This is a genomic window from Myxococcales bacterium, assembly GCA_016703425.1.
Classification (GTDB): Bacteria; Myxococcota_A; Polyangia; order Polyangiales; family Polyangiaceae; genus JADJCA01.
On sequence record JADJCA010000027.1, the window covers coordinates 140,022 to 164,716 of the forward strand.

Sequence of the window (24,695 nt, forward strand, 5' to 3'; positions counted from 1 at the left end):
CAAGGCGCCCCTTGTGGGCCCTTGTGCGTGCAATTGCAGCAAGTTCCGGCGTCGCCACCTCTCTGCGGATATACTTTCCGGGCTTTGCACAAAGCTCCCATCCTCGTCGTCGACGACGACACGGTGAGCCGTCACGTCCTTTGTCAGGCGCTCGCGCAAGCGGAGCTGCCTTACGAGGCCGTCGGCTCTGGCACCGAAGCGCTTGAGCTTGCGGTTCGCATCAAGCCGTCGGTCGTGGTGCTCGACCTCGTGATGCCGCCGCCCGATGGCTACCAAGTGCTCCGCATCCTGCGCGCGCGCGCCGAAACCAGAGATCTGCCCGTCGTGGTGCTGACGGCGCTCGACGCGGAGGGCGAAATCGCGCGCGCCTTCGAGGCCGGCGCCGACGACTTCGTTCGCAAGCCTTTCAAGGCCGTGGAGCTCGTCGCGCGCGTGCGAGGGCAGCTGCGCTTGCACCGCGCCGTCGCCGAGCTCGCGCGCAAGGAGAAGGACGCGCAGGTCGTCCTCGAGCTCACGCAGACGCTGGCCTCGAGCCTCGACTTCCGCGACATCCTCTACACCGTCGTGCGGCGCATCGCCGACGTCGCGAAGGTCGACCGCGCGAGCATCGTCCTCGTCCGTGAGCACAGTCAGATCGGCTACGTCGTCGCTGCGTCGGACGACGATAAGCTGCGCGACCTGCCCATCGACTTGGCGCAATACCCAGAGATTCGCCAAGTCATCACGACCAGCGAGCCGCTCGTCATTCCCGACACCACGGGCCACCCGCTCGGCATCGATCAGCACGGTGGCAAGTTCTCGAGCCTCGCGATCTTGCCCATCGTCTACGAAGACAAGCCCATGGGCGTCCTCTTCTTGCGTGCGCGCCAGACCTTCGCCTTCGCGGATCGCGAGCTCGCTTTGTGCAGCACCATCGCCAACGCCATGGCCATCGCGCTCCGCAACGCCCGCGTCCTTCAGAGCCTTCGCGATCAGACGCAGCAGGTCACGGTTGCGCGCTTCGAGGCGGAGCGAAAGCTCCGGTCGCTGCAGCGCTACGCCGACTTCTTCGAGAGCTCCGCCGACGGCATCGTCGTCATCGACAGCGACGGGCGTCTCCTCTTCTCGAACCCGAAGGCGAGGGAGATCACCGGCTACCAGGAGGAGGAGCTCCGCGGTCGCGCCCTCGGCGAGTTCTTCGCGTCGGAAGACGCGGGCCTCGCTCACGACCTCCGCGCCGCCTTTGCTCAAGGGCACTTCCCCCGCGGCGTCGACATCCGCTTGAAGCGCAAGGAGGGGATGGCCATCACCCTCAGCATCAACTTCTCGTCGGTGCTCCGCGAGGAGGGCGTCGTTCTCTGCAACTTCCGCGACGTGACGGCCGAGCGAACCGTCGAGGCTGAGCTCGTCAAAACGCGGAATTTCCTTCGGCGCGTCATCGACAGCTCCGCCGACGCCATCGTCAGCGCCGACATGCGGGGACGGGTCCTCGTCTTCAACCGCGCCGCCGAGCGCATCTACGGCCGCACCGACGGTGAGGTCCTCGGCACCAACGTGAAGAACCTGTACCCGAGCGGCGTCGCCGAAGGCGTCATGAAGGCCATTCGAACGGGCGGCGGCCGCGTCGACGGCATGCGCACCGACGTCGTCGCCGCCGACGGCGAGCGCGTCCCGGTGGCGCTCTCGGCCGCGCTCCTCTACGAGGGCGACACGCCCGTCGGCTCGGTCGGTATCTTCACCGACCTTCGCGAGCGCGTCCGCATGGAGCAACAGCTCGCCGAGGCGCAAGAGCAGCTCTTGTCGCAGGAGCGGCAGGCCATCGTGGCCGAGCTCGCCGGCGCCGCGGCCCACGAGCTCAACCAGCCGCTCACGAGCGTCATGGGCTACGCCGAGCTTTTGCGCAGGAAGCTCGACCGCGAGTCGCCAGGCTTCGCCGCCGCCGAGGTCATCTTCAAAGAGGCCGAGCGCATGGCCGAGATCGTTCGAAAGATCGGCAAGATCACCAAGTACGAAACCAAGTCGTACGTCGGACAGGCGCGCATCCTGGACCTCGACAAGGCGAGCGGTGAGCGGCAGAGCGAGCCCAAGCTGGGCGCCGTCCAAAAGGCCTCCTCGCGCCCAGGAGATGGCTGATGCGTCGCCCCAAGGACGGCCACGACCCGATCTCCGCGGTCCCGATGTCGGGACCGCAGCAGCGCTCCAGCGACGTCGTGTTCCCTCGCGGCGAGCAGCCGTCTTCGTCGCGCTCGCGTTCCGATTCCACGTTGCCGCCGGCCTGGGGCGAACGCCTCCTCAGAATCGTCTGGGAGACGCCGCAGAACGCCAACGACGAAGAGGTCATGCGCGAGGTCGTGTCGGCCTTGTGTGAGCTCTTGCCCGGCGTGGCCGTCGGCGCCGCTTCGTCGCGCGTCGCCGACGCCGCGCAGACCGCCGTGGTCCACCTCGTTCGGTCCTCGCCGCACGAAGAGATCCGCGTAGACGTCGTCTCGACGGTGGAAGGGCCGCTATTTCCCGCGCAAGCGCACGAGGCCGTCGTGTCAGTGCCCACCGACGACGGCCAGGTCGCGCTCCACGTCGCCGCCGACGATCCCGACACCGTGTCGGAGGCGAGCCTCGCGCTCGCCGCGTTGCGCCGCGCCATTCTGCTCTTGGCGCGCAACCTCGAGAACGCGCGCCTCACGACCGTGGGCGCCGCCGACGGCGAGGCGAAGCGCGTGCTCGCGGCCCAAATGGTTCAAGCCGACAAGCTCGCGTCGTTAGGGCAAATCGCCGCCGGCATGGTCCACGAGCTGAACAATCCCCTCACATCCATCGTGGCGTATTCGGAGTACCTCGTGAAAAGGTGGCTCGCCCGCACCGATCAAGTCGACCCGCATGAGCTCGAGCGCCTCGAGCGCATCAGCACGTCGGCCAACCGGCTCCTGCGATTCACGCGCGATCTCGTGACCTACGCGCGCCCCGCGACCGAGACGCTGGCGCCCATTGCGATTCAGACCATCGTCGATCAAGCGGTCATCTTCTGCGAGCACCTCTTGAGCGAGCACAAGACGACCGTCGTTCGCTCCTACGCCGAGGGCTCGCTGGCCATTCGAGGGTCGGGCGAGCAATTGACGCAGGTCTTCGTGAACCTGTTCACGAACGCGTGCCACGCCATGGCCACCGGCGGCACCATCACCGTGATGACCGATCTCGATGCCAACGGGCAATCGGTCCGGGTCGTCGTGGAGGACGCGGGGCATGGCATCGATGCGGCGAACCTCGGCCGCGTGTTCGCCCCGTTCTTCACGACCAAGGCCGCTGGCACCGGCACCGGGCTCGGGCTCTCCATCGTGAAGAGCATCGTCGACGCGCACCAAGGTCGCATTTGGGCGGAGAGCGAGCCCCAGAAGGGCGCCCGTTTCGTCATCGTCCTCCCGCGGGCCTGACGCTCTAGAGGCTCCGTCGCGCCGCCAGGACGACGCGCGGGTGAGGGGGGCGTGATGTGCCCGAGTGTAGGTTTCCGCGGGGCTCGGGCCCTTTGCCTCGCGAACCCGTTTACAGGTCTCTTCCCGGTCGGTTACCGTGCCTCGGGCTCGCGAGTCCCACGAAGTTCGAGGGGATCGGGCGCCTTGCGAGGCTCATGCACTTCAAACCGTCGACCCGACGTCGCCTGGCTCTGTCTTTTGCGTCTTTCGCTCACGTGGCGCTTGCCGCCACGTGTTTGAGCGGTTCGGCGCTTGCGGCTGGGACGCTGCGTGGCCGCATCACCGGGTTCGAGAAGCTCATCCCCGATGTCTACGCCGAGGCCGCCAAGCCTGAGGCGCACCGCTACACGTGGCGCGAGCCGTCGCCCACCGTGCGGCCCGAGTTCCGCGTCCTCGCGGCCATGCCCTCGCGTGACATCTGTTTGGCGGCGATGGCCTCGGCGGCGCCTCCGCCCATGCCGCCGGTTCTGGTGCGCATCACCGGCGGTCGGTCCATGCAGACGACGCTCGTGGTTTCGCCCGGCACCAAGCTCGTGTTCGAGAACCGCGATCCGTTCCCGCATCGGCTCACGCAGAAAGACCTGAAGGTCGAGCTCAACGCCGGCGCCAAGAACGAATGGACCGCGCCCGGGCCCGGGCGCTACGAGTTTCGCGATGAGCTGGTGCCGAGCCTGCGCCTCTTCGTCGTCGTCGAGGCGCAAGTGGCCGCCACGGTTTTCCCCGGCCGCGACGGCGTCTACGCGCTGCCCAACCTGCCGCCAGGCGAATACATGCTCAAGGCGTTCTTTCAGGGGAAGCAGGTCGGCAAGCAGGTCAGCATCCTGGTTCGCGACAAGGTCCCGACCGACATCAAGGAGCCCCTCAACGTGGGTGAGGGCGAAGCCAAATGATGCTCCTGTCCCGCTTCTGGTACGGGCTCCTGAGCCTCCTGGTGGGCGTCGCGCTCTACGTCGCCTACGTTGGCGTGGGCCAGTACAACCGGCGCGCCCAGATTACGATGGCCGAGGGCCTCGCGTCGGACAGCCAAGTCGTGCGTTGGGCGCTTCAGATCGATGCGCGCCGCCGCCTCGACGCGCTGCTCCTCGGCGCCGTCGACAAAGGTGTTCAGGACTCGCTCGTCGCCGCCGCCAAGGACAAGGTCCCGCCCAAGGCCAAGGAAGACGGCAAGAAGGCGCTCGACGCGGTGATGCAGAAGCTGCCGCCTGAGGTTCGCCCTTCGGCGCTCTTCGCCGTCGACCGTGACGGTCGCGTGGTGGCGCAGGTGGGCTACGACCAGGCCAACGCCTTCGAGGACTTCGAGCTCGGCGGCTACCCGGCGGTCTACGACGCGCTCCACGGCTTCCTCCGCGATGACACGTGGATCCTCGGCGGACGGATGTACCGCGTCGTCGCGAGGCCCGTCGAAGAGGAAGCCTCCAAGCCCCCCGTCGGCGCCATCGTCGCGTTCAAGATCGTCGATGACTCCTTCGCCAAGGACATCGCGCGGCTCACGCGGGCGAATGTGATGTTTTTTGGTGGCGGCGTCCGGCTCGCGCAGGCTGTCGACTCGGCCGACGTGCCCGATCGGCTCGTGCCAGAGTTCTTGACGGAGCTGCCTAAGGTCGAGGCCGACAAGGCCTTCAAGGACACCGGCCGCTCGGGTCTGCGGCTCATGCCCGGCGAGCGCGTCGGCGCCATTTTCGCGCGCCTCGACGGTGACGCCTGGGAGCTTCGAGGCGCCTACGCGGTCGCCCGCGGTCGCGAGTTCGTGCCCAGCCCCATCGGCTTCTTGTCCACCGCCGACGACAAGGACAAGGCCAATGTGCCTTGGGTCGTCCTTGGGGGCATCGTCGGCGCAGGCCTCCTCATGGGCCTTCTGTTCTCGGTCCTCGAGCACACGATGCCGCTCCGTGAACTCGCGCGCCAGGGCGCGAAATTGAGGAAGGGCGAGCTTGACCTGCTTCAACTGCCGCGCCTCCGCGGTGGCTATCGCGGCATCGGTCAGGATCTCAACGCGGGCATCCAACGGGTCGCTGAAAAGGGCGGCGGTGCCATTCGGAAAGAGGCCGACCTCGAGTCGATCTTGGGCCCCACGCCGGCTCAGCCGGCGATGAGCGCGTTTTCGTTTCCGATGCCTGGAGATGCGCCTCCGCCGTCGACGGCCGCGCCGCGCGCGCCGTTCGCAGCGCCTTCCTCGGCCCGCGCCGTGGGGCCCGCACCGCTTTCCTCTGGAAACGTCAGCGGCAACGGCGGAGCCACCGCGGGCGGGCCGGCTTCGGCAGCGACGGTCGTCCAGCCGGTGGCACCTGCCGGTGGTCCTCCGAAGGCGCCCCCGGCCAAGCCCCCGAAGCCGCCGCCGCCCCGCGGCGGCGCGCCCGCTGCCGCGTCGGCAGAGGCGCCTCCGGTACCGGTGCCTCCGACGACGGAGCGCTCCGTCGCCGACGACGAAGAGCGCACGACCATTGGCGCGCCGGCAAAGGAGCTCCTAGCTCAAGCGTCGCCCTCGTCCGGTCTGATGAAGGCCGCGGAGCAAGCGGCCGCCGCCGGCGACGAGGGCGCCGAATGGCTCGCCGTCTACGAGGAGTTCTTGCGGACAAAGAAGGAGTGCGGCGAGAACGTCGACGGCCTGACCTACGACAAGTTCCGCCAGACCCTCCGGAAGAATCGCGACGCGCTGATCCAGCGTCACGGCTGCAAGCGCGTGAAGTTCTCGGTCTATGTCAAAGAAGGGCGAGCCTCCCTCAAGGCCACGCCCGTCAAAGAGTGATCCTCCACGAAGAGTGAAGTGCCCCCTGCAGCGTGCCGTGGTAAGGCCCGCCATCAGCCTTGCCCTTAGGCAGGCGTTTGAAAAGGCCCTGGAGATGCGACACCCTCACGCTCGCCTCGATACCGCTCGATTGTTGGTCGCCTTCGGCGCCGCGCTCCTGGCCTCGGCGCCGGTGGCTGCCCACGCCACCAACGTCACCGAGTTCCCTGACAACGGCTCCGAGCAGATGGCGCGCGGTGGCGCCTGGGTCGCGCGGGCAAGCGATCCGCTCGCCACGGCGTTCAACCCCGCCGGCCTCGCCGGCCAGCGAACCGCGTTTACGATTCAGGCGAACCTGACGCTCCACGACGCATGTTTCACGCGGCTCAAGGCCGCCAACGACACGACCGACGACTCGGTGGCGCCGGGGCAGCACTATCCGAACGTCTGCGCCGAATCGAAGATCTTTCCGAACCCGCAGCTCGGCTTCAACTACCGCGCCACGGACCGCATCGGCATCGGCTTCGCGGTCCTCGGCCCGAGCGGCGTGGGCGGCCACAAGTGGCCCGAGTTCGTCAACACCGCCAACGGGCCCGCGGCGGCGCCGAACCGGTACCTCCTCGTGGAGGGCAAGAGCACGTTCCTTACGCCGACCCTTGGCGCCGGCTTCGAGGTCATCGACGGCCTAAGGCTCGGTGCGGCCTTCTCGTGGGGCATCATCAAAGCGAAATTCAACAACGCCTCGCCGGCCCTCAACGGCAACAACCTGAACCCGCGTGGCAACGACATCGACGCGACGCTCATCGTGGCCGACTACTTCGTGCCGCAGCTCCGCTTCGGTGCGCTCTACAGCCCCACGGAGTTTTTTGACGTCGGCCTGTCGTACAAGTGGAGCGACGCGGTCAAGGCCCGCGGCGACGCCTACACGCGAGCGAACTACTACACGCCAGCGGTGGCCAACGGAAACAAGAGCGGCGTCGTCGACGGTGACACGTCGGTCAACGATTGCAACCGTGGCCCGGCCGCGGCCGGCGTCTGCGGCGACGGCAACAACGCCACGCTGAAGCTCGCCGTGCCCATGGAGGCTCGCATCGGGTTCCGCTACCACCAGCCGCGCGGCGCCGCGAAGCCGCACTCGCGCGATCCGATCGCCGACGATGTCTTTGACGCCGAGGTCGACTTCACCTGGGCCAACAACAGCGCCTTCGAGAACCTGGAGATTCGCTTCCCCGGCACGGCGCAGGGCGAAGGCATCATTCCGGCGAACGGGACCCCAGGCGTCATTCCGCCGAGCGCCGATGTGCCCCACTTCTACAAGGACGTGCTGGGGGTTCGCGTCGGCGGGGATATCAACGTTCTCCCCAACCAGCTCGCCCTCCGTCTCGGCGGCTACTACGAGACCAAGGCGCAAGACGACCGCTACCAAAATACGGATTTCGTCGGCGGCTCGCGCGTCGGCCTCGCGGCCGGCGGCACCTACCGCCTGCCGGTCGGCGCCACGGGCAGCGTCGATCTCATGCTCGGCTTCATGCACGTCTTCGTCTCCGATCAGAAGAACGAAGACGCCAACGGCGAAGGCGTCTCGGCCCTCGCCGGATCGCCCTGCAACCCGACCCAGCCGAGCGGTCAGCCCTGTGAGGGCGGCAAGACGCGCTACCGCACCGTTTGGCCGATCAACCTCGGGACCATCACGAACGCCTTCAACGTCCTCAACGTGGGCGCGGCGTACAAGTTCTGAGCGCGTAGGCGCCGCGACACGGCGACACGGCGATCCGGGCGCGCGGCGTCGTCGAGGGCGCTTCGCGCGTCACGTCCGCCGTGACGCTCTCGAAAGTCGAGGGGGCTTCGGCTAGACTCGGCGCCATGACTGAACCGCACAAGGTGATCATCATTGGCTCTGGCCCTGCCGGCCACGCGGCCGGGATTTACGCGGCCCGGGCGAACTTGAAGCCCGTCATGTTCGAGGGGCTCGTGCGCGGCGGCATTCCCGGCGGCCAGCTCATGATCACCAACGACGTCGAGAACTATCCGGGCTTTCCCACGAAGGTCACCGGGCCCGACTTGATGAAGGCGTTCCGCGAACAGTCGCTGCATCAAGGCGTCGACATCCGCAGCGAGGACGTCAACAAGATCGACCTTTCGCAGCGGCCGTATCGCATCTGGGCCGGCGACGACGACGTGATGCACTCGGCGCACGCGCTCATTCTCGCGACGGGCGCTCGCGCCAACTGGCTCAACCTCGAGAGCGAGCAAGCGCTCCAAGGCCGCGGCGTCTCGGCCTGCGCCGTGTGTGACGGTGCGTTCTTCAAAAACCAAGACGTCATGGTCGTCGGCGGCGGCGACACGGCCATGGAAGAGTCGATGTACCTCTCGGGCATCTGCAAGTCGGTGACGCTGGTCCATCGCCGCGGCGAGTTTCGCGCCTCGAAGACGATGCAAGAGCGCGTCTTCAAGAATCCGAAGATCAAGGTCATGTACGACACCGTCGTCGACCAGGTCCTCGACGTGCAAAAGGGTGAGGTCACCGGCGCGCGCGTCAAGAACATCAAGACTGGCGCGATGGCCGACGTTCCCGTCACGGGCTTCTTCGTCGCCATCGGGCACACGCCCAACTCGGAGCTCGTGAAGGGCCAGCTCGAGCTTCACGAGAACGAGTACATCAAGACCAAGCCGGGCACGGCGCAGACGAGCGTCCCCGGCGTCTTCGCCTGCGGCGACGTGCAGGACTTCGTGTATCGCCAGGCGGTCACGGCGGCGGGCTCAGGCTGCATGGCCGCGCTCGACGCCGAGCGCTGGCTCGCGGCGAACGTCGCGCATTGAGGGGCCTTCGCAACGAGCCGCTCGCGACAACCTTTCTCGGCATAGTCCTCGCGGTCCTCCCGCTCGCCTGCGACGGAGGACCTCTCGAAAACACGCCCGGCACGGCGCCGTTCTCGTGGCACGACGCGGGTGATGCTGGCCCGTGTCGGCTTGAGGACGGTGGGTGCGCCGCGGATTGCACGGGAGGCGACGCCTTTCGCTTGGCGCCCGATGCGTCTTGCGCCCGCTACGAAAAGTCCGTCGCGTGTTATCGCCGGGAGGGCGGCCACGGTGGCGGCCAGTGCGTGCGCGATGAGGCGGGCCTGACGAAGCACCTCGAAGTCGCCCCCAACGAATTCGTCGGGGGCCTCCCGCCGTGCACGGCGGAGGAACGCGAGGCCATGGACCGAGCGCTCAACTGCCCGCAAACGGCACTGTGAGCGGTACGCCCTTCCGCATCGAACGCCTTGGCGGATGAGGCGGGCCAGCGTACTCTGCCCGCGCGATGGCTGAGCCCGAGACACACGTCGACATGCTCGCCAAGGTTCCGCTCTTTGACGGCCTCTCACGCGACGCGCTCGCCGTCGTCGCGTCGGCGACGAAAGAGGAGGGGTTCGAGCGCGGCACGCGGATCTTCCAGTACGGCGAGCTGGGTGAGAAGCTCTACGTCATCATCGAAGGCAAGGTGCGCATCTCGCGCGAGGTCGCCGGCATGGGCGAAGAAGCGCTCGCCGTTCTGGGCGTCGGCGAGGTCTTCGGCGACATGGCGCTCCTAGACGAGATCCCTCGCTCCGCCGACGCGACCGCGCATGAGCGCGTGCGCCTCCTGGCCATCGGCAAGCGCGACTTCGACGAGCTGCTCTTCTTGCACAAGGACATCGCCTACGAGGTCCTGTGGAGCTGCGTGCGAATGCTCTCGGGGCGGCTCCGCGAGACCAACGACAAGCTCACGTTCCTCTCCACGAGCGGCAAGTTCTAACGCCCGCACCGCGAGCGCGCGCGAAGACCGCCCGCACACGAACGGGGGCACGCGACGGGGTCGCGCGAAGAGGGGAGCGTGCGATGAGCAGAACGCCCATTCCCGCTGGGCGCCGGCGCAGCGCTGCACGCGCGGTCGCTCCCAACGCCGTTCAGTGCTTCGCCTGGCGCGACCTGCGCCAGCGGGCACGATTCGGCGCGATCAGCGACCCACGCCCTGTTTTTCCTAGGTTCTCCAGAGGTTTTCCACAGTTTTTGGAGCGGAACTTGACGGCGTAACGGGCGTTCAGTAGGCTACCGGGACTATGCAAGGGCTGACGCAGCGCCAGCAGATGGTCCTCGACTTCATCCGCCAGTCGATTCACGACCGCGGGTATCCCCCAACGCTCCGCGAGATCGGTGCCCGCATGGGCATCCGCTCCACCAACGGCGTCAACGACCACCTCCGCGCCCTTGAGCGCAAGGGGTACTTGAAGCGGGAAGACATGAAGTCTCGTGCGCTCCGGCCCACGGACTTGGGCAACCTGGAGCTGCCTGGCCTCAAGCAAGGCGATCTCAGCCCCGCCAACATCGACGACCTCAACCTCGTCGAGATCAAGGTCCTCGGTCGCGTGGCCGCTGGCCTTCCGCTGCTCGCCGAAGAGCACGTCATCGACACGGTCAAGATCGACCGCGGCCTCTTGAAGGGCGGTCGCGAGCTGTTCGGGCTGAAGGTCCACGGAGACTCGATGATCGACGCCGGCATCCTCAGCGGCGACTACATCTTTGTCCGCAAGCAGCTCACGGCCAACCGTGGCGACATCGTGGTGGCGCTCATCGGAGACGAAGCCACGGTCAAGTACTACTACCCGGAGAAGGACTACGTCCGTTTCCAGCCGGCCAACAAGGAAATGGCGCCCATCCTGGTCCGCGCCGCTGACTTCCGCCCCACGATGCTCCTCGGGGTCGTCGTCGGCGTCTTCCGCAAGCTCTGAGCGTTCTACCCCCGCGAAGCGCTTGACCCCGATCAAGCGGACGCATAGTTTCGCGGCGGGACGCCTGAAAGATGCGCGTCTCCTTGGAGGCCTGATCACGCGATGCGCACGAGTGCCGCTCTTGTCGCGATTTCCCTGCTCTTCGGCGCGGGATGTGGTGGCGTGCACTACGCCGTCGTCGTGACCGGCGCATCGGGGCGCCTTGCCGAGGCCCGCGAGATGGGTGCCGAGCAACAGGCTCCATTTGAGTATTACTACGCGAAGGCGCACCTCGAGCAGGCGCAGGTCGAAGCGGCGTCGGCAGCCTACTCCGACGCGGCTCGCTACGCGGCGACGGCCGACGAGTACGCCCTCAAGGCCATCGAAGCCACCAAGACCAAGCAGCGCGAGGGGACCGAGTGAGCCCGAAGACGCAGTCGCGCAGCGTGCGCACGCGGCGGATGTTGACGGCGGTTCGGCGGGTCATGCCCGCGCTCGTCGCGGTCTCGTCCTTGTCGCTCCTCTCGTGCACCCAAGCGGCGGTGGTCCGTGGTCGGGTGCAGGGGCTCGGCACGGTCGTCGACAACGCCGAACGCAGCGGCGCCATCCAGTGCGCACCGCGCGAGCTCGCCCTCGCCAAGGCGCACTTGCGCTTCGCCGAGGTCGACCTCGAGCAGGGAGAGCTCTCGCAGGCCGAAGCGCACCTCGCCGTGGCCGACCCGAACGCCAACGCGGCGCTCGCCATGAGCCCGCCCGACAAGTGCAGCGGCCGCGTCGAAGGCGACAAAGACGGCGACGGCTACATCGACGCGCAAGACAAGTGCCCCGAAGTCCCCGAGACGTGGAACGGCTTCGAAGACGAAGACGGCTGCGCGGACGATCCCGACAGCGACGGCGACGGGGTCACCGACTCCAAAGACATGTGCCTCATGGAGCCGGAAGACATCGACGGCTACCTCGACGAGGACGGCTGCCCCGAGCCCGACAACGATCTCGACGGCATCCCGGACAACGCCGACAAGTGTCCGAAGGCTCCGGAAGACCCCGACGGTTTCGAAGACACCGACGGCTGCCCCGAGCCGGACAACGACAACGATACCGTCCTCGACGTCGACGATCAGTGCCCGAATCAAGCGGGCCCGCCCGGCGGCGACAAGCCCGGGTGCCCAAAGAAGTCGAGCCTCGTGGTCGTGACGGCGAAGGAGATCCGCATCACGCAGCAGATCTTCTTCGAGTTCAACAAGGCCATCATCAAGCCCCAGAGCTTCCCGATCCTCGACGCCGTGCGCGACGTGCTCGTCGACAACAACCAGATCACGCTCGAGATTCAGGGCCACACCGACAACGTGGGCCAGGCCGCCTACAACCTGAAGCTCTCGCAGTCGCGCGCCGACTCGGTCCGGCAATACCTCGTTGGCAAGGGCACGCCGCCGGCGCGCCTCACGGCGAAGGGCTACGGCATGACCCAGCCGATCGTCCCCAACAACAACGACGCGAACCGCGCCCTCAACCGCCGCGTCCAGTTCATCCGAACCGAGTCGGGCAAGCCCTAGACCGGACCTGATCGGCCAAGGCTGATCGGCGAAGGAAGCGGCGCCGTTCGGGTGTGGCCTCCTCGGGTTCGGAGTCGGCCCGTCACAATCGGAGGGGACCGGGGATTTTGCATCCATCTGCGGCGGATTCGTTGTATGGCGAACGCGTGCGACCTATGAGGCTGCTCCCGCCGGTTTTTGCTCTCGCCGCCTTCGTCGTGAGCCTGCTTTTGACGGCTCCCGCTTTCGCTCAGGCCAGCAAGGTCGAGAAGGAAGCGCGGGCCCTTCAAAAGAAGGCCATGGAGGAGGACTACCTCGGCACCGAGTTTGCGGCTGCGGCCCAGAAGCTCGACAAAGCCATTGCCGCGTGCGGCACCGACAACAAGTGTTCGGCGCAAGCCCGAGCGCAGTTGCGGCGCGATCTCGGCGTCGTCCTCATCGGCGGCCAGATCGACAAGGACAAGGGGCAGGCGGCGTTCATCGAGGCCTTCAAGCTCGACGCGTCCATCACGCTCGACCCCGACCTCAAGACGAAGGACCTCGAAGCGGCCTTCGACGCCGCGCGCAAGAAGGCGGCGGCCGGTGGCGGCACCACGTCAGCCGGGGGCGCCACGGCGGCCGCTGGCGGCTCGGTCGCCGGCGACTTCACGCACACGCCCGTGACGGAAGGCCTCGTCCGAACCGCGGTTCCCATCTTCGTCGAGTACTCCGGCGGCGAAGGCATCGTGAAGGTGCTGGCCCGCTACAAGGGCTTCGGCATGGGCGAGTTCAAGCCGCTGCAGCTCCAGAAGGTGGGCACGGGCTGGGGCGCGATGATCCCGTGTGCCGACGTCCAGCAGGGCAACCTCCAGTATTACATCCAGGGTTTCAACGATCAGAACGACCCGGTCGCCACCGCGGGCGATCGCAACAACACGTACAAGGTCGCGATCAAGACGAAGATCGCCGGGCCGCCCGCTTCGCTCCCCGGTCAGCCCCCGCCGTCGCAGTGCGCCGACACGGGCGACTGCCCGCCGGGATTTCCTTGTCCCGGCCGCGACGGCATCAAGCCGGCCGGCGGTGGCGATGGCGGCATCAAGCCCGAAGGCGCCGAGTGCGAAGAGAGCAGCGAGTGCAAGTCGAACGAGTGCAAGAACAGCCGCTGCACCGCGCCCGCCGAAGAGCCGGGCAAGCACAAGAAGATCTGGCTCGGTGGCGCCGTCAACTTCGGCTTCGTGCTCCTGCAGGCCGGTAGCGACGTCTGCAAGCTCGACCCCGCCAAGGGCACGCCGCTCAACGAGCCGGCGTATTACTGCTACGTCAACGGCCAGGACTACCCGTCGCGCGTGCCGGGCAGCGATGAGAACGCCAAGCTCGAGCAGGGCAAGGCTGGCTCCATCGACGGCGGCTTCACGCCGAGCAGCGCGCGCGTGCTCTTCTCCTTCGACTACGCGCCGAAGCAGAACCTGATGATCGGTGCGCGCCTCGGCGTGGTCGCGTCGGGTGTTTACCCGGGCCAAGAGGCGCAGGTCGATGCCAAGTCCAACAACGTGCTCAAGCGCCTCCACGCGGAAGCGCGCTTCACGTACCTCTTCGGCAAAGAGCCGCTCATGCACACGACGGGCTACGTCTTCGCCGCCGGTGGCGTCTCTGAGTTCCACGGCAAGGTCGAGGTCCCGGTGGCGGAGGCGCAGGCCGGCCAAAACAAGCGCGTCGATGCGTACCTGATCGGTGGTCCGGCCTTCGTGGGCGTCGGCGGCGGTGCGCGCATCAAGCTGAGTCCGACGGTGGGCATGCTGCTCGGGCCCCGCGTTGACTTCGCGATCGGCTACGTCGGCCTCCTTCCCGTCATCGGGCTCGAGGGCGGCATTCAGTTCGGTCTCTAGGGCGACGCTCGCACCACGAGAAGCGCACCTTCGCGGGCGTGTGACGCCGTCCCAGGCTGACCGGGACTGGCTGGCGCGCGCGTTCGCCTCTAGGGTCCGGCCATGGGGGAAACGAAGTCAGGCAGGCCGCGCGTCGTCGTCATTGGCGCAGGTTTCGGTGGGCTCGCGGTGGTCCAAGCGCTGCGTGGCAAGCCCGTCGATGTCACGGTCGTCGACCGCACGAACCATCACCTGTTTCAACCGCTTCTGTATCAGGTCGCCATGGCGGGCCTCTCGCCGGCGGACATCGCTTCACCGATTCGGGGTGTGCTCTCGGAGCAAGAGAACGTGCAGGTCCTGCTCGCCGAGGTCCAGGGCATCCACCTAGCGGCGAAGAAGCTCACGACGACCGCCGGGGAGGTTCCCTTCGACACCCTCATCGTCGCGGCCGGTGCGCGAAACGAATACTTCGGGCACGCCGACTGGGCGGAGCGTGCCAAGGGCCTAAAGACGCTCGACGATGCGCTCGACATTCGTCGGCGGGTCCTCTTGGCCTTCGAGAAGACGGAGGAGCGCCACATCACGGGCACACCGGAAGAGCGCGCGCGGCCGCCGGGCGCCGACCTCACGTTCGTGGTCATCGGCGGCGGTCCCACCGGCGTCGAGCTCGCGGGGGCCATCGCCGAGCTCGCTCGCTTCGCGCTGGCCCGCGACTTTCGCGCCATTGATCCAAAAGCTGCCCGCGTCGTGCTCATCGAGGGAGGCACGCGGGTGCTGGCGTCGTTCCCGCAGCGACTGTCCGATCGGGGCGCGGCGCAACTTGGTGAGCTTGGGGTGGAGCTTCGGACCGGGTGGCGCGTGCAACACATCGACGAGCGCGGCGTCGAGCTGACGCGCGAGTCGGTCACGGAGCGCATCGACGCGGCCATCGTGCTTTGGGGCGCTGACGTCAGCGCTTCGCCGCTCGGCGCCGACGTCTTCGTCATCGGCGACATGGCGCTGTTCCTTCAAGACGGCGTGCCGCTCCCCGGTCTCAGTCCCGTGGCGCTCCAACAAGGTCGGTTCGTCGCTCGCACCATCGGTCGGAGGATGAAGGGCCTCGCGCCGGAGACGTTTCGGTATGTCGACAAGGGCACCATGGCGACCATCGGGCGATCACGCGCCGTGGCGTGGAGCGGCCCCTTGCAGGTCAGCGGATTTCTCGCGTGGCTCATGTGGCTCTTCGTGCACCTGTGGTTCTTGATCACGTTTCGAAATCGCGTGGCGGTCCTGCTGACTTGGTTTTGGTCCTACGTGACCTACAAGCGCGGCGCGCGGCTCATCACCGAACGGTCTTAGGGCTTCGAGACGGTGACGTCGGCAGGTTCGAGTAGGCCCGGGACGAGCGAGGGGCCCGCTCGAACGGCGGAACCGTGGCTCGCGCACGGCGAAATCGCGATATCGTGAGACCTCGCCCGCGGGCGGGCGACATTCGAGGTTCTACGATGAGCGAGATCGAGACGACGTTCGACCACGGTGCCGGCTTTGAGGCCGGTGAGACGTCAGGAAATTTGCGCCTTGGCAAGCTCGAAGCCCTCTACGAGGAGCTCTTCGCGGACGTCATCGAAGACGGTGTGATCACCGTCGACGAGCGCGCGCAGCTCGACAAGATGGCCGACAAATTCGGCCTCGACAGGATGCGGCTCCGCAAGCTCGAAGACGCCCTTCAGGCGGCCTACGAAGCGAAACACAAGGTTCAGATCAAGGACCTCGCCGACGAGGCACCGCCGGCCGCCTCGCTGCAGCCTCTCGAACCGGCGACGGATCATCGTTCGCTCGCGCTTCAACGCCGCATCGCCTACCTCGAGGAGCGCGTAAAGGACCTCGAGCGAGAGCTGGAGACGGCGCGCGCGCAGGTCGCCGTCGACGTTGACCTCTCGGATCTCGGCGCCGTGGCTCAGGGCCGCGTGCCCGATGACGATCCCATCGAGCTTCAGCGCATCCTTCGGCACGACCCTCGCGACGCGCAGGCGCTTCACGCGCTCTACCGCGCCTGGGAGAAGCGCGGCGAGAGCGATCGTCGACTTTGCGTCGCCCAGGTGCTCGTGCACTTGGGCGCTGCCGAGGCCCCGGAGAAGGCGTTCGCCGAAGCGCATAAGACGGAGGGGCTTATCCGCCCCTCGCTCTCGATGGGGCCCGACGCCTGGAAGCTCTTGGCGCACCCGGAGCAGGAGCCGCTCGTGGGCGAGGTCTTTGCGACGGTAGCCTCGGCGGTGCTCTTGGGGCGCATGTCCGCGTTGCGACGTGACGGCCAACTCAAGCGCTTGGACCCGCAGAAGAAGGTCGACCCGGTGCAGTCGACGGTTCAGGCGGTGCGCTGCTTCTCTTGGGCCGCGGCGATCCTGGGCATGCAGTCGCCGCCCATTTTCGTCGACCCCGACTACGTGGGCACCGCCGAGTTCGTCCCCGCGGCTCCGCCGGCGCTGCGCTTGGGCCAAAAGCTCTTGTCGGGCCGCAAGGCGAGCGAGCTCGCGTTCCTCGCCGGCGAGCATCTCGCCGTTCACCGCATCGAACACGTCGTGAGGCTCCTGGTGCCGGGCGTGCCCGAGCTCGAGGAGATCTTCCTCGCGGCGCTCAGCATCGGCAACCCAGGTTTGCCCCTCGCGCCCAAGGTCAAGGAGCTGGTGGTGCCCGTCGCGAAAGCCATCGAGCCCATCCTTGAGCCTCAGGCGATTGACCGGCTACGAGGGCACTTTCTCCGGTTCGTCGAGGAAGGGGGACGCACGAACCTCCATCGATGGGCCGGTGCGGTTCAGAAGACATCACGACGAGCCGGGTTCCTGTTGAGCGGCGACTTGGGGGCGGCCAGTGCCGTCTGCACGCTCGAGGACGATCCGGCGAAGGTGCGAGAAGACCTGGACGACCTCCTCGCCTTCGCGACGAGCGACCGCTACACGCGCCTCCGCAAGCAAATTGGCATCGCGCTGCCGTAGGAATTCGCCTCGCGAACCTCACGAAGGCGCCGGGTAACGGGAGATCGGCACCACGTACCCTCCCAGCGGTGCCGTGTAGTCCTTCGGCGGCCAGAAGGATTCCCTGAAGAAGTGGGGCACGACGGGCGGCCTGGAATAATTCCGGAGTCTATCGAGGGCGTTGAGGCATCCGAGGTCGTCGTTGCAGCCGCCCGCGACTGGGGGCACAACGAGAATCTGGCCGATTCGCAGGCGGTTGGGATCGGCGATGGGGTCACCATCTTCGTTCCTGATCGCACCGTAGTGTCGTGCCGATCCGTAGTACCGGCGTGAAATGCCGGAGAGCGTTTCGCCCCGCTTCACCTCATGAAGGATTCCCCTTCCGTTGGGGTCCAGCGTTCCCGTTCTCGTGGTCTGCCTGCCACCGGCGCCCGTCTTCATGAAGCCCCACGCGGGTTCGTCGTCGTCGAAGTCGTCCTCATCGAAGTCGGCCGGCTCGGGGTTCTTGTCGGCGGCGGGATCACGCCCCGTGTTCTCGTTCGACAGCGACGGGGGGGCGTCGAAGCTGCTGGCGACCATCTCGCTGAAGAACTTCTGGCCGAGCATCATGGCGATGCCGGCGGTGCCGCTGCTCTTGTAGGTGTAGTAGACGCTCGCGAGCGGGAAGACCCCGGTGACGAAGCCCTGCTTCATGTCACCGCCCTGCAATGCGGCACGACTCGTCCCTTCGAGCGCGCCGGCGAACGTGTTCCCATCGGCGGCGGCTCCCAAGCCCGCGCATACTCCTGCGATGAGCGCGGCTTTTGCGGCGACGCGTAAGCTGCCGCTGACTATCGCTGTAAACACGAAGGTCGTGACGGCGGCCTGCACGGCGGCGGTCGCGACCGCGGCCGTGATGAAGCCACCGGTAAGGCCCGAGATCGCGGCGCCTGCGACGCCGAGCGCGGCTCCAGCAGTCATGACGATGGCCACGACGGCGACGATGGCGACGACGACGCGGAAGATGGTCCCCCACTTCTTGTGGCCGCTGGGGTCGACGAAGGAGAGGGGATTCTGCCCGACGTAGGAGTAGCGGTTCCAGCCTTGCGTGGAGCCGGCAAACTGCGTGACCGAGTCGGGCGAGAGGAAGACGCCGAAGAGCGGATCGTAGAGCCTGGCGTTCATGTGGACGAGGCCGAGGTCGTCGAGCATCTCGTGGCCGGTGAAGCCGCGCTGGGTGAGATCGCTCTTGAGGATGCCGCTTACGTCGTCGCCGCCGCTGGCGAAGCGACGCTTGCCGAAGGCGTCGAAGCCGAGGCGCTGCACGACGTCGCCGGCTTCGTTGGTGACGACGGTGACGGAGCCCAGGTGGTCGGTGCCGAAGTACACGGCGCGCTCGTTCGCGGCGGCTTGCCCGACGAGGGTTACCTCCGCGACAAGACCGTGTCCCGCGCTGATGCGGTGGACCTGATCGAGGTCTGCGCCCTTCTGGACCTCTTCGTAGGCGGCGGAGACGTGCGTCGTCACCTTGCCGTTCGATTGCTCGTGGCGGAGTCGCTCGTGACTGGGGCCGTAGGACCACTGGCTGAAGGTGCCTTTGGTCGCCGACTCGACGCGGACGGGCTTGTTGAAGCTTGTCCATGAGAGCGTGCGGCCGTGGCCGGTCCGCATGTTGCCGCTCGCGTCGTAGGTGAAGGTCGCGTTGACGTCCCCGACGACGCGCGTCACGGCGTGCGGCTGCGCCCCGTCGTAGAAAAACTGCCCGAGGTCGGAGCGGAAGGCGAGGCGACCGACGGTGTCGTAGTGGTACGAGACGATCTTGCCCTGGTTGGCCTTCTCGAGGGCGGAGCCGTTGGCCGCGAGCGTCGCGGCCCTCATGCGGTTGAGCTCGTCGTAGGTGAAGGTCTCGTCGAGGCCCGTGACCAAGTCGCGGCGCGCGGTGACGTTGCCGACGAGATCGTAGCCCGTGAAGTAGCTCTGGACCGTGGGGCTGTTGCATCCGCTGGGGGCGCGTTCGGAGCGACCGTTATCCTTGTTGAAGGTGCAGCCGGTGGCGTCTTTCTGCGTCGAGGTGTCGTACGACGCCATGTCCATGGTGCACGCCGCCGGCACGCACGAGGTGCTGCCCTCCTTGTTCGGGGTCGTGATGCCGAGCACGCGGCCCGTCTTCGGATCGATGTGCCTCGTCGTCACGAGGCCGTTGCCCGCGCGCTCAACCTTCACTTGCCCATCGGCGGTGACGTCCAAGGCGGTCCAATAAAGGGCGCCCGTCTTGGCGTTCTTGATGGAGGTCTGCACGCCGCGCGCGTCGTAGCCGTACGCGAGCACGAGCCCGCTCGGCGACGTCACCGTCTCGGGCCTCGAGAGCGCGTCGTAGGTGCTCGTGGTCGTAAACGACTTCGCAGGCGTGACGAGCGTCGTCGCCACGGGCCGGCTCTTGTCGTCGAAGGTCGTCGTGCGCGAGCTCGCGAGGGCGCCCGCCCCGGTGGCGATGAGCTGTTCGAGACAAGTAGGCCCTTGGCGCCCACACCGACGTCGTACGTGTAGAGCGTCGTGCCCTCGGGCTCGATGCGCTTCTTCACGTGCCCCAATTCGTCGTACTCGAAGTGCGTCGCCGCGCCGGTCGCGTCCATGACCTGTTTGACGAGCTCGCCGAAGGCGTTGTGCGTGAGCGTCACGGCGCCCAAGTCGGGGCTCGTCTCTTTGATGCGCCGACCGCGCATGTCGAAAGTCGTCGTGTGCTTGACGTCCCGCGGATCGGTGACGACCACCGCGTGGCCCTCGGCGTCGTACGTAAACGTGATGGCGCTGCCGACCGCGTCGACGTTGCGCGCAACCCAACCGGCGGCGTTCTTGACCGGAGCGCGCGGTGCGACCAAGCGCGTCGGTGGAGACCGTGAGCAGACCGTCGTATCGAGCGCTCCAGACACCGCCATCGGCTGCCGTCGCGCGAATCACGCGCCCCAGCGCGTCGTATTCGGTCTCGCTCAATAGACCGGCTCGCCAATGTACGCCGGCGTCGATTGCGCCCGCACGCGGCCCGCCGCGTCGTAGCGCTTCTCGAGCGCACCCACTTGCCGTCCCACCCCCTCGACTTCGGTCGTGACCTCGCGGCCGAGGTTGTCCATGTACGCGCGCTGCGTCGCGCCGCCGGTGGTCTTCGATTCGCCCCACACGACCGCGAAGGGCGGGCACGACGCGTCGCCGAAGCGAAGCTCCGTCGTGGTCTCGACGCCGCTCGGGAGCTTGCCCCGGCGCTTTCGGCCAAAGGCGTCGTATTCGTCTTCGCTGACGAGGCCGTTGACGTCGACGGCGCGCGTCACCTTGCCAAAACGACCGTCGTACGCCCCGCCGGTCGCGTGACCGAGCTGGTTCACGCTCGCCGTCATGAAGCGCGGATCGGCGTACTGCGTGCTTACCGTGCGCGGCGGCGTGCCGTCGGCGGCCGAGACGGTCTTTCGGACCACGTGGCCGAGCGCGTCGTAGTCGTAGTGCGTCGTGACCTCGAAGGCCGCGTTGCCGGGCTCGACGGTGTCGTTTTCGACGAGGCCGTTGGGCGAAGTACGTCGTCGCCGCCGTGTGCACGATGGGCAGAGCGCCGGTCCACTCGCTGGTGGTGGTGCTCCTGACGATGGAGTTCAAAACCCACGTCGCCTCGTTGCTCTGGAAGGTGACCGACGTGGTCTTGCGGAGCGCCTCGGCGCCGAGCGCCGTCGTCCAACACCATCGTGCTCGGGCTACCGTTTTGGTGCCCCGAGCTCACCGTCGTGATGCTCGGCAACGTGCCGCCCGAGAGGTCAAGCTCTCCTCCACCGCGCCCGTCTGCACGACCGCGTCGACGAAGCCTCCGATGCCCGGCTTCGGGTAGCCGGGATGAAACGCGACGTCGTTTCGGCTTCGCCCAATGAGAATGACGCGGCCATCGGGCGCGCTCCAGCGTCGCTCCGAGTGCTCGACGCGCCCCTCAAAGGGCAGGTCCACGCGGAATTGCTGCATCAGCTCGATGCGGTTGACCTCGTCGCGCATCGTGACGCGGCGAAAGCCCAAGCCGCGGCCATCGAGCCGCGCGCGCGCCCCTCGTATCGGTAGGTGCTCCGCGCGCCGTCCGAGCCGCGCACCTCGCGCACCAGGTACAGCGCGCCGTTCGCCGCCACCGTCGGGTACGTGAGCGCCTCGTCGAGCGGTGCGTACACACCAGGCGATGCGGGAAGCGACGCGTAGTCGATCTCCGTGCGAGCTCCGAGGCCGCTCGTGATGGCGCGCACCACGTCGAAGTGAGGCTGCACGCGGTTCTTGGCAAACAGCAACGTCCCGCCATCGCCGCGCTGCAAAAGATCCGTCGCTCCGTCGCCATCGAGATCCGCCAGCTGGATGCTGAAGCGGTCGATGGCCTGCTGCTCCGACGTGTCCGCCGTTTGGCAATCGACCGAATCGATGACGTCGCCGGCCGGATCGAAGTGCCGCGCCGACGCGTCCCAATACCCCGTATCCCGCGACGCCACGGTCTCCCACTCGGCGCCCGGTGGCCCGCCATACGGATCGGAGGGACCTGGATCGCTGGGCCCGCCAGCACCATCGCCGTCCAAGGGACGCAGCGATGCGCCACCGGTGCCGCCCGGATCCGACCAGACGACGCAGCGGCTGCTCTCGCTGCAATCCACGGCGCCGCTCGTGTACACGCGGCACCAAGGCTGATTGCTGTCGCAGTAGCTCAAGAGCTGTTGCTTGTGCGTCGCCGCCGCCGTCATCGAGCCGAGCCCCGCGCAAAACTGCGCCGCCCGCCCGTCGTGTGCACCGGATAGCCCCACGGGTTTTGCGTGCGCGGATACACGCGCGTCGTCGCGTACCGCGTCGGCGCCTTGCTCCGGTCCGTGAGCTTGACGAAAGCGTCGAAGCCGCTCCTGCCGTTCGAGAGCGAGACGTCGAGCCGCGTCCCCGTCGCGTCGTATTGAAAGTCGCGCGTGGTCGCCCCGGCATCGGCTCGCCATCGAAGCGATCGAGCACGTCCACGGACACCTCGTTGAAGGCGCGGTGCACCCAAAACTGACCGCCCTTCACGTGCAGCAAGTCCGCGCGCCCGTCGCCATCCAGATCGCCTAGGCGCAGGTTGTCGAGCACCAGCCCGTAGGGGCCGAGAAACGGGCCGCGCGTCGTCCCGCCTTCGGAGAGGTGGAAATACGCTTGGCCGCTCGGTGTCAGGCGGAAGAGATCGCTCCGGCCGTCGCCGTTGAAGTCCGCCACGCGAAGCCGCTTGGTGTCGCTGATGCCTCCCGCGAAGAGCGACGTCGTGAAGCCCGCGCCGCTCGAGGTCCACGCGTACGCCGACCCGTCGCTGCGCACATCGAGCAAGTCGGTCTTGCCGTCGCCGTTCCAATCGCCGCCAAGCATCTCCCCGAAGAAGCCCGCGCCCCCACGACGTCCACCGAGAAATCGCCGCCCATCAGGCCAGACCAAGGTTGAGCGAGACCGTGCCCCCTTGGAGCTGCGCCAAGTCGCTGAGGCCGTCGCCGTTGAAGTCGCCGCTGATGGCCGTGCTCAAGAGGCCCGTGACGTTCGGCGCCGTCTCGAGCGGCATCGCCCACAGCGAGTGCTGCTCCGTCCACTCGAAGCGCGTCGGCGGCAAGCACGTCGTCTGACCTGCGTTCGGGCCGCTTCGCTCCGCTGCGCACTCTTGTACCGACACACGAGGCGCGCGCGGCCGCGTTGGCCCGTCGCGCCGTATTCGAAGTTGACGCTATGAAACTCTGTGCCCCCCTCAAACGACGCGATCGATTGAAGAAGCTGCGTCGTCGTCACCGTCGCGCCAGCCACGTACGCGGCCGTGGCGTCTTCTCGCGGTCGGTAGCGAAACTCCACCTTCGACGTCGGCGCGATGCCCGCCGCGAGGTTCTCCGTGTACTCGATCGTCGTCGGCCGGTAGTCGCCGTTGGCCAAGTCTTGCGCGTAGCTGTGCACGATCGCGTTGCCGAAGCGATCGGCTCGAGCGCGAGAGTGCCCAGCCGCGCATCTTCAACGGTCCCGCTGACGCCTACGACCGCGATGCGCGCGTCCGACGTCGTGCCGTACTCGAGCCTGCCCGCTCATCGTCTCGACGATGAAGCTCTCGCCGACCTGCCGAATGCGCGAGAACGACTCGCGCGCCGTGCGGTATTCGGCGCCGTCCACGTTGTACCGGCCGCCGACGCCTACGAGCCGCTGCCCGTCGAGGCACAACCGATCGCTGCTCGTAATGGTGACGTCGGCGCTCCGCTGTCCTCCGCCCCGTGCGCGGGCACGGCGCGAGTGACCGATAGGCCCGACAGCGAGAAGCCCTGACCGAGAATCCCGTTGGCGCCGTGGCTCGAGTACTGAATCGACAGCGACGGCAACTGGCCCCGGAGATCCCAGGCGCCAGCGCGACGGGCATCGCGTACGAGACCGAGCCCGCGGGCGTGACCTCGAGCTGGCCGGTGGTCGTCCCCGGAACGAGCACTGTCGAGCTGAGCGCGGCTTCGTTGGCGCGTTGGTCGTCGCCGTCGCAACCCACCGCGAGCGGCAAGCAAGAGACGATGAGCGCGAGCAGGCCGAGACGGTGCGGGAGGAAGAGGCGGGAGCCGTCCACGGCCCGGGCACGTCCACGTTTACGGGGAGGGGGAGAGGTTGACTCTCGTGCTTGAACCTTCTCCACCAACGATCCACTCACGCGTGTGCGGCCGAGGGCCCCACGCTGCAGAAGCGGTGCCCATGGTGCGCCACCAGCGCACTCGCGTGTCGTCGCGAACCGTCCACGACAGCGATCGCCGCGCGAAGACGACCCCGAGGTGCCGTAGACCGCCTCGGCGTGGACTATGTCGCGCGCGCGCGTGGCCTCACGCGCCGCGTCTTCCGACTGCGTGATGCCGCGATGGCAGGGCGAACCCTGCCGATGGATCAGTGCTGCGTCGGAAGCATTCCGTCGCCGATAAACGCACGGCAACCGGGCGTGGAGGTCTCTCAGTGCTGCCCGGCGCGGAGCTCGCCCGGAGCGGCCGCCTTGTCGTGCCCAGCGGGGAGCGCCCGTCTGGCCGTGACCCGCCGCGCCGGCGGCGCGCCGTGGTCCTTCTTCTTCTCCGGACGCGGCGGCATCCCGCCCGGCGCCGGTGTCCCATCGCCGGCAGGATCTTCGGGTGCCCCTGCGTGTCGCTGTATTGCTAGTCCGCCACTCGGTGTCGGTGAACGTGAACGCGAAGAAGATCCCAATAAAGCCTAGCGTGCTGACGAGGATCAGCTGGGTTGAACTCCACCGTCCCAGCGCAAGTGCATGAAAGAGAACGACCAGGGTCGCCTTGACCGAGGCGATCGCAATGGCGACGGCCAGGTTGGCGGGGCCAAGGTGGACGTACGAAACGGCCACCGTGACGACGGTGAAGAAGACGAGCCAGGAAGATCCCCGCGTAAACGCCGTCGATGAAACGTGACTGAAGAACGGCGCCGTCGTCTGCGTGCTCGTGGTCGTGATGGCTCATGGGACTC

General features: G+C 67.4%; 20 protein-coding genes. 15 read left to right on the top strand and 5 right to left on the bottom strand.

Annotated features, from left to right (window positions below):
- Nucleotides 1-99: 99 nt before the first annotated feature.
- The 14 genes from IPG50_33270 (at nucleotide 100) to IPG50_33335 (ending at nucleotide 17,246) form a co-directional block, all read left to right on the top strand.
- Nucleotides 100-2,112, top strand: a complete 2,013-nt coding sequence (locus IPG50_33270; GenBank protein ID MBK6697020.1) for a PAS domain S-box protein — start codon at nucleotides 100-102, stop codon at nucleotides 2,110-2,112.
- Nucleotides 2,112-3,404 (top strand): two-component sensor histidine kinase, encoded by a 1,293-nt coding sequence (locus tag IPG50_33275; GenBank protein ID MBK6697021.1) that lies wholly within the window; start codon nucleotides 2,112-2,114, stop codon nucleotides 3,402-3,404. The genes IPG50_33270 and IPG50_33275 overlap by 1 nt, the downstream gene beginning before the upstream one ends.
- A gap of 254 nt (nucleotides 3,405-3,658) precedes the next feature.
- Nucleotides 3,659-4,333, top strand: a complete 675-nt coding sequence (locus tag IPG50_33280) for a hypothetical protein (protein ID MBK6697022.1) — start codon at nucleotides 3,659-3,661, stop codon at nucleotides 4,331-4,333.
- The gene (locus IPG50_33285; protein MBK6697023.1) at nucleotides 4,330-6,189 is read left to right on the top strand and encodes a hypothetical protein; all 1,860 of its coding nucleotides are present in this window, start codon (nucleotides 4,330-4,332) and stop codon (nucleotides 6,187-6,189) included. Before IPG50_33280 ends, IPG50_33285 begins: the two co-directional genes overlap by 4 nt.
- Nucleotides 6,190-6,283: 94 nt before the next feature.
- The gene (locus IPG50_33290) at nucleotides 6,284-7,906 is read left to right on the top strand and encodes an outer membrane protein transport protein (protein MBK6697024.1); all 1,623 of its coding nucleotides are present in this window, start codon (nucleotides 6,284-6,286) and stop codon (nucleotides 7,904-7,906) included.
- A gap of 125 nt (nucleotides 7,907-8,031) precedes the next feature.
- Entirely contained in the window at nucleotides 8,032-8,988 is a 957-nt protein-coding gene (trxB, locus tag IPG50_33295; GenBank protein MBK6697025.1) for a thioredoxin-disulfide reductase, read from the top strand.
- Nucleotides 8,985-9,407, top strand: coding sequence for a hypothetical protein (locus IPG50_33300; protein ID MBK6697026.1), 423 nt, complete (start codon nucleotides 8,985-8,987; stop codon nucleotides 9,405-9,407). Before trxB ends, IPG50_33300 begins: the two co-directional genes overlap by 4 nt.
- Before the next feature lie 65 nt (nucleotides 9,408-9,472).
- The gene (locus IPG50_33305; GenBank protein ID MBK6697027.1) at nucleotides 9,473-9,946 is read left to right on the top strand and encodes a cyclic nucleotide-binding domain-containing protein; all 474 of its coding nucleotides are present in this window, start codon (nucleotides 9,473-9,475) and stop codon (nucleotides 9,944-9,946) included.
- Nucleotides 9,947-10,250: 304 nt separating this feature from the next.
- Nucleotides 10,251-10,919: a transcriptional repressor LexA gene (gene lexA, locus IPG50_33310; protein ID MBK6697028.1), complete on the top strand. Its 669-nt coding sequence runs from the start codon at nucleotides 10,251-10,253 to the stop codon at nucleotides 10,917-10,919.
- Between the two features lie 102 nt (nucleotides 10,920-11,021).
- A complete protein-coding gene (locus IPG50_33315) occupies nucleotides 11,022-11,321 on the top strand; it encodes a DUF4398 domain-containing protein (GenBank protein MBK6697029.1) in 300 nt (99 codons plus the stop codon).
- Nucleotides 11,322-11,359: 38 nt separating this feature from the next.
- A complete protein-coding gene (locus IPG50_33320; GenBank protein MBK6697030.1) occupies nucleotides 11,360-12,451 on the top strand; it encodes an OmpA family protein in 1,092 nt (363 codons plus the stop codon).
- Nucleotides 12,452-12,606: 155 nt separating this feature from the next.
- A complete protein-coding gene (locus IPG50_33325) occupies nucleotides 12,607-14,295 on the top strand; it encodes a hypothetical protein (protein MBK6697031.1) in 1,689 nt (562 codons plus the stop codon).
- Nucleotides 14,296-14,397: 102 nt separating this feature from the next.
- A complete protein-coding gene (locus IPG50_33330) occupies nucleotides 14,398-15,612 on the top strand; it encodes an NAD(P)/FAD-dependent oxidoreductase (GenBank protein MBK6697032.1) in 1,215 nt (404 codons plus the stop codon).
- Nucleotides 15,613-15,758: 146 nt separating this feature from the next.
- A complete protein-coding gene (locus IPG50_33335; GenBank protein MBK6697033.1) occupies nucleotides 15,759-17,246 on the top strand; it encodes a hypothetical protein in 1,488 nt (495 codons plus the stop codon).
- A gap of 18 nt (nucleotides 17,247-17,264) precedes the next feature.
- Here the strand turns inward: IPG50_33335 and IPG50_33340 are convergent, their stop codons facing one another.
- The 5 genes from IPG50_33340 to IPG50_33360 form a co-directional block, all read right to left on the bottom strand.
- Complete coding sequence (locus IPG50_33340; GenBank protein ID MBK6697034.1) at nucleotides 17,265-19,631, bottom strand: LysM peptidoglycan-binding domain-containing protein; 2,367 nt, start codon at nucleotides 19,629-19,631, stop codon at nucleotides 17,265-17,267.
- Complete coding sequence (locus IPG50_33345; protein ID MBK6697035.1) at nucleotides 19,550-20,140, bottom strand: RHS repeat protein; 591 nt, start codon at nucleotides 20,138-20,140, stop codon at nucleotides 19,550-19,552. Before IPG50_33345 ends, IPG50_33340 begins: the two co-directional genes overlap by 82 nt.
- A gap of 51 nt (nucleotides 20,141-20,191) precedes the next feature.
- Nucleotides 20,192-20,671 carry a hypothetical protein gene (locus tag IPG50_33350; GenBank protein ID MBK6697036.1) on the bottom strand — a complete coding sequence of 160 codons (480 nt, stop codon included), beginning with the start codon at nucleotides 20,669-20,671 and terminating at the stop codon, nucleotides 20,192-20,194.
- Between the two features lie 292 nt (nucleotides 20,672-20,963).
- Nucleotides 20,964-22,592, bottom strand: a complete 1,629-nt coding sequence (locus tag IPG50_33355) for a VCBS repeat-containing protein (GenBank protein MBK6697037.1) — start codon at nucleotides 22,590-22,592, stop codon at nucleotides 20,964-20,966.
- A gap of 52 nt (nucleotides 22,593-22,644) precedes the next feature.
- A complete protein-coding gene (locus IPG50_33360) occupies nucleotides 22,645-22,887 on the bottom strand; it encodes a hypothetical protein (protein ID MBK6697038.1) in 243 nt (80 codons plus the stop codon).
- Nucleotides 22,888-23,243: 356 nt separating this feature from the next.
- Between IPG50_33360 and IPG50_33365 the strand changes: the two genes are divergently transcribed.
- Nucleotides 23,244-23,519, top strand: a complete 276-nt coding sequence (locus IPG50_33365; GenBank protein ID MBK6697039.1) for a hypothetical protein — start codon at nucleotides 23,244-23,246, stop codon at nucleotides 23,517-23,519.
- Nucleotides 23,520-24,695 lie beyond the last annotated feature (1,176 nt).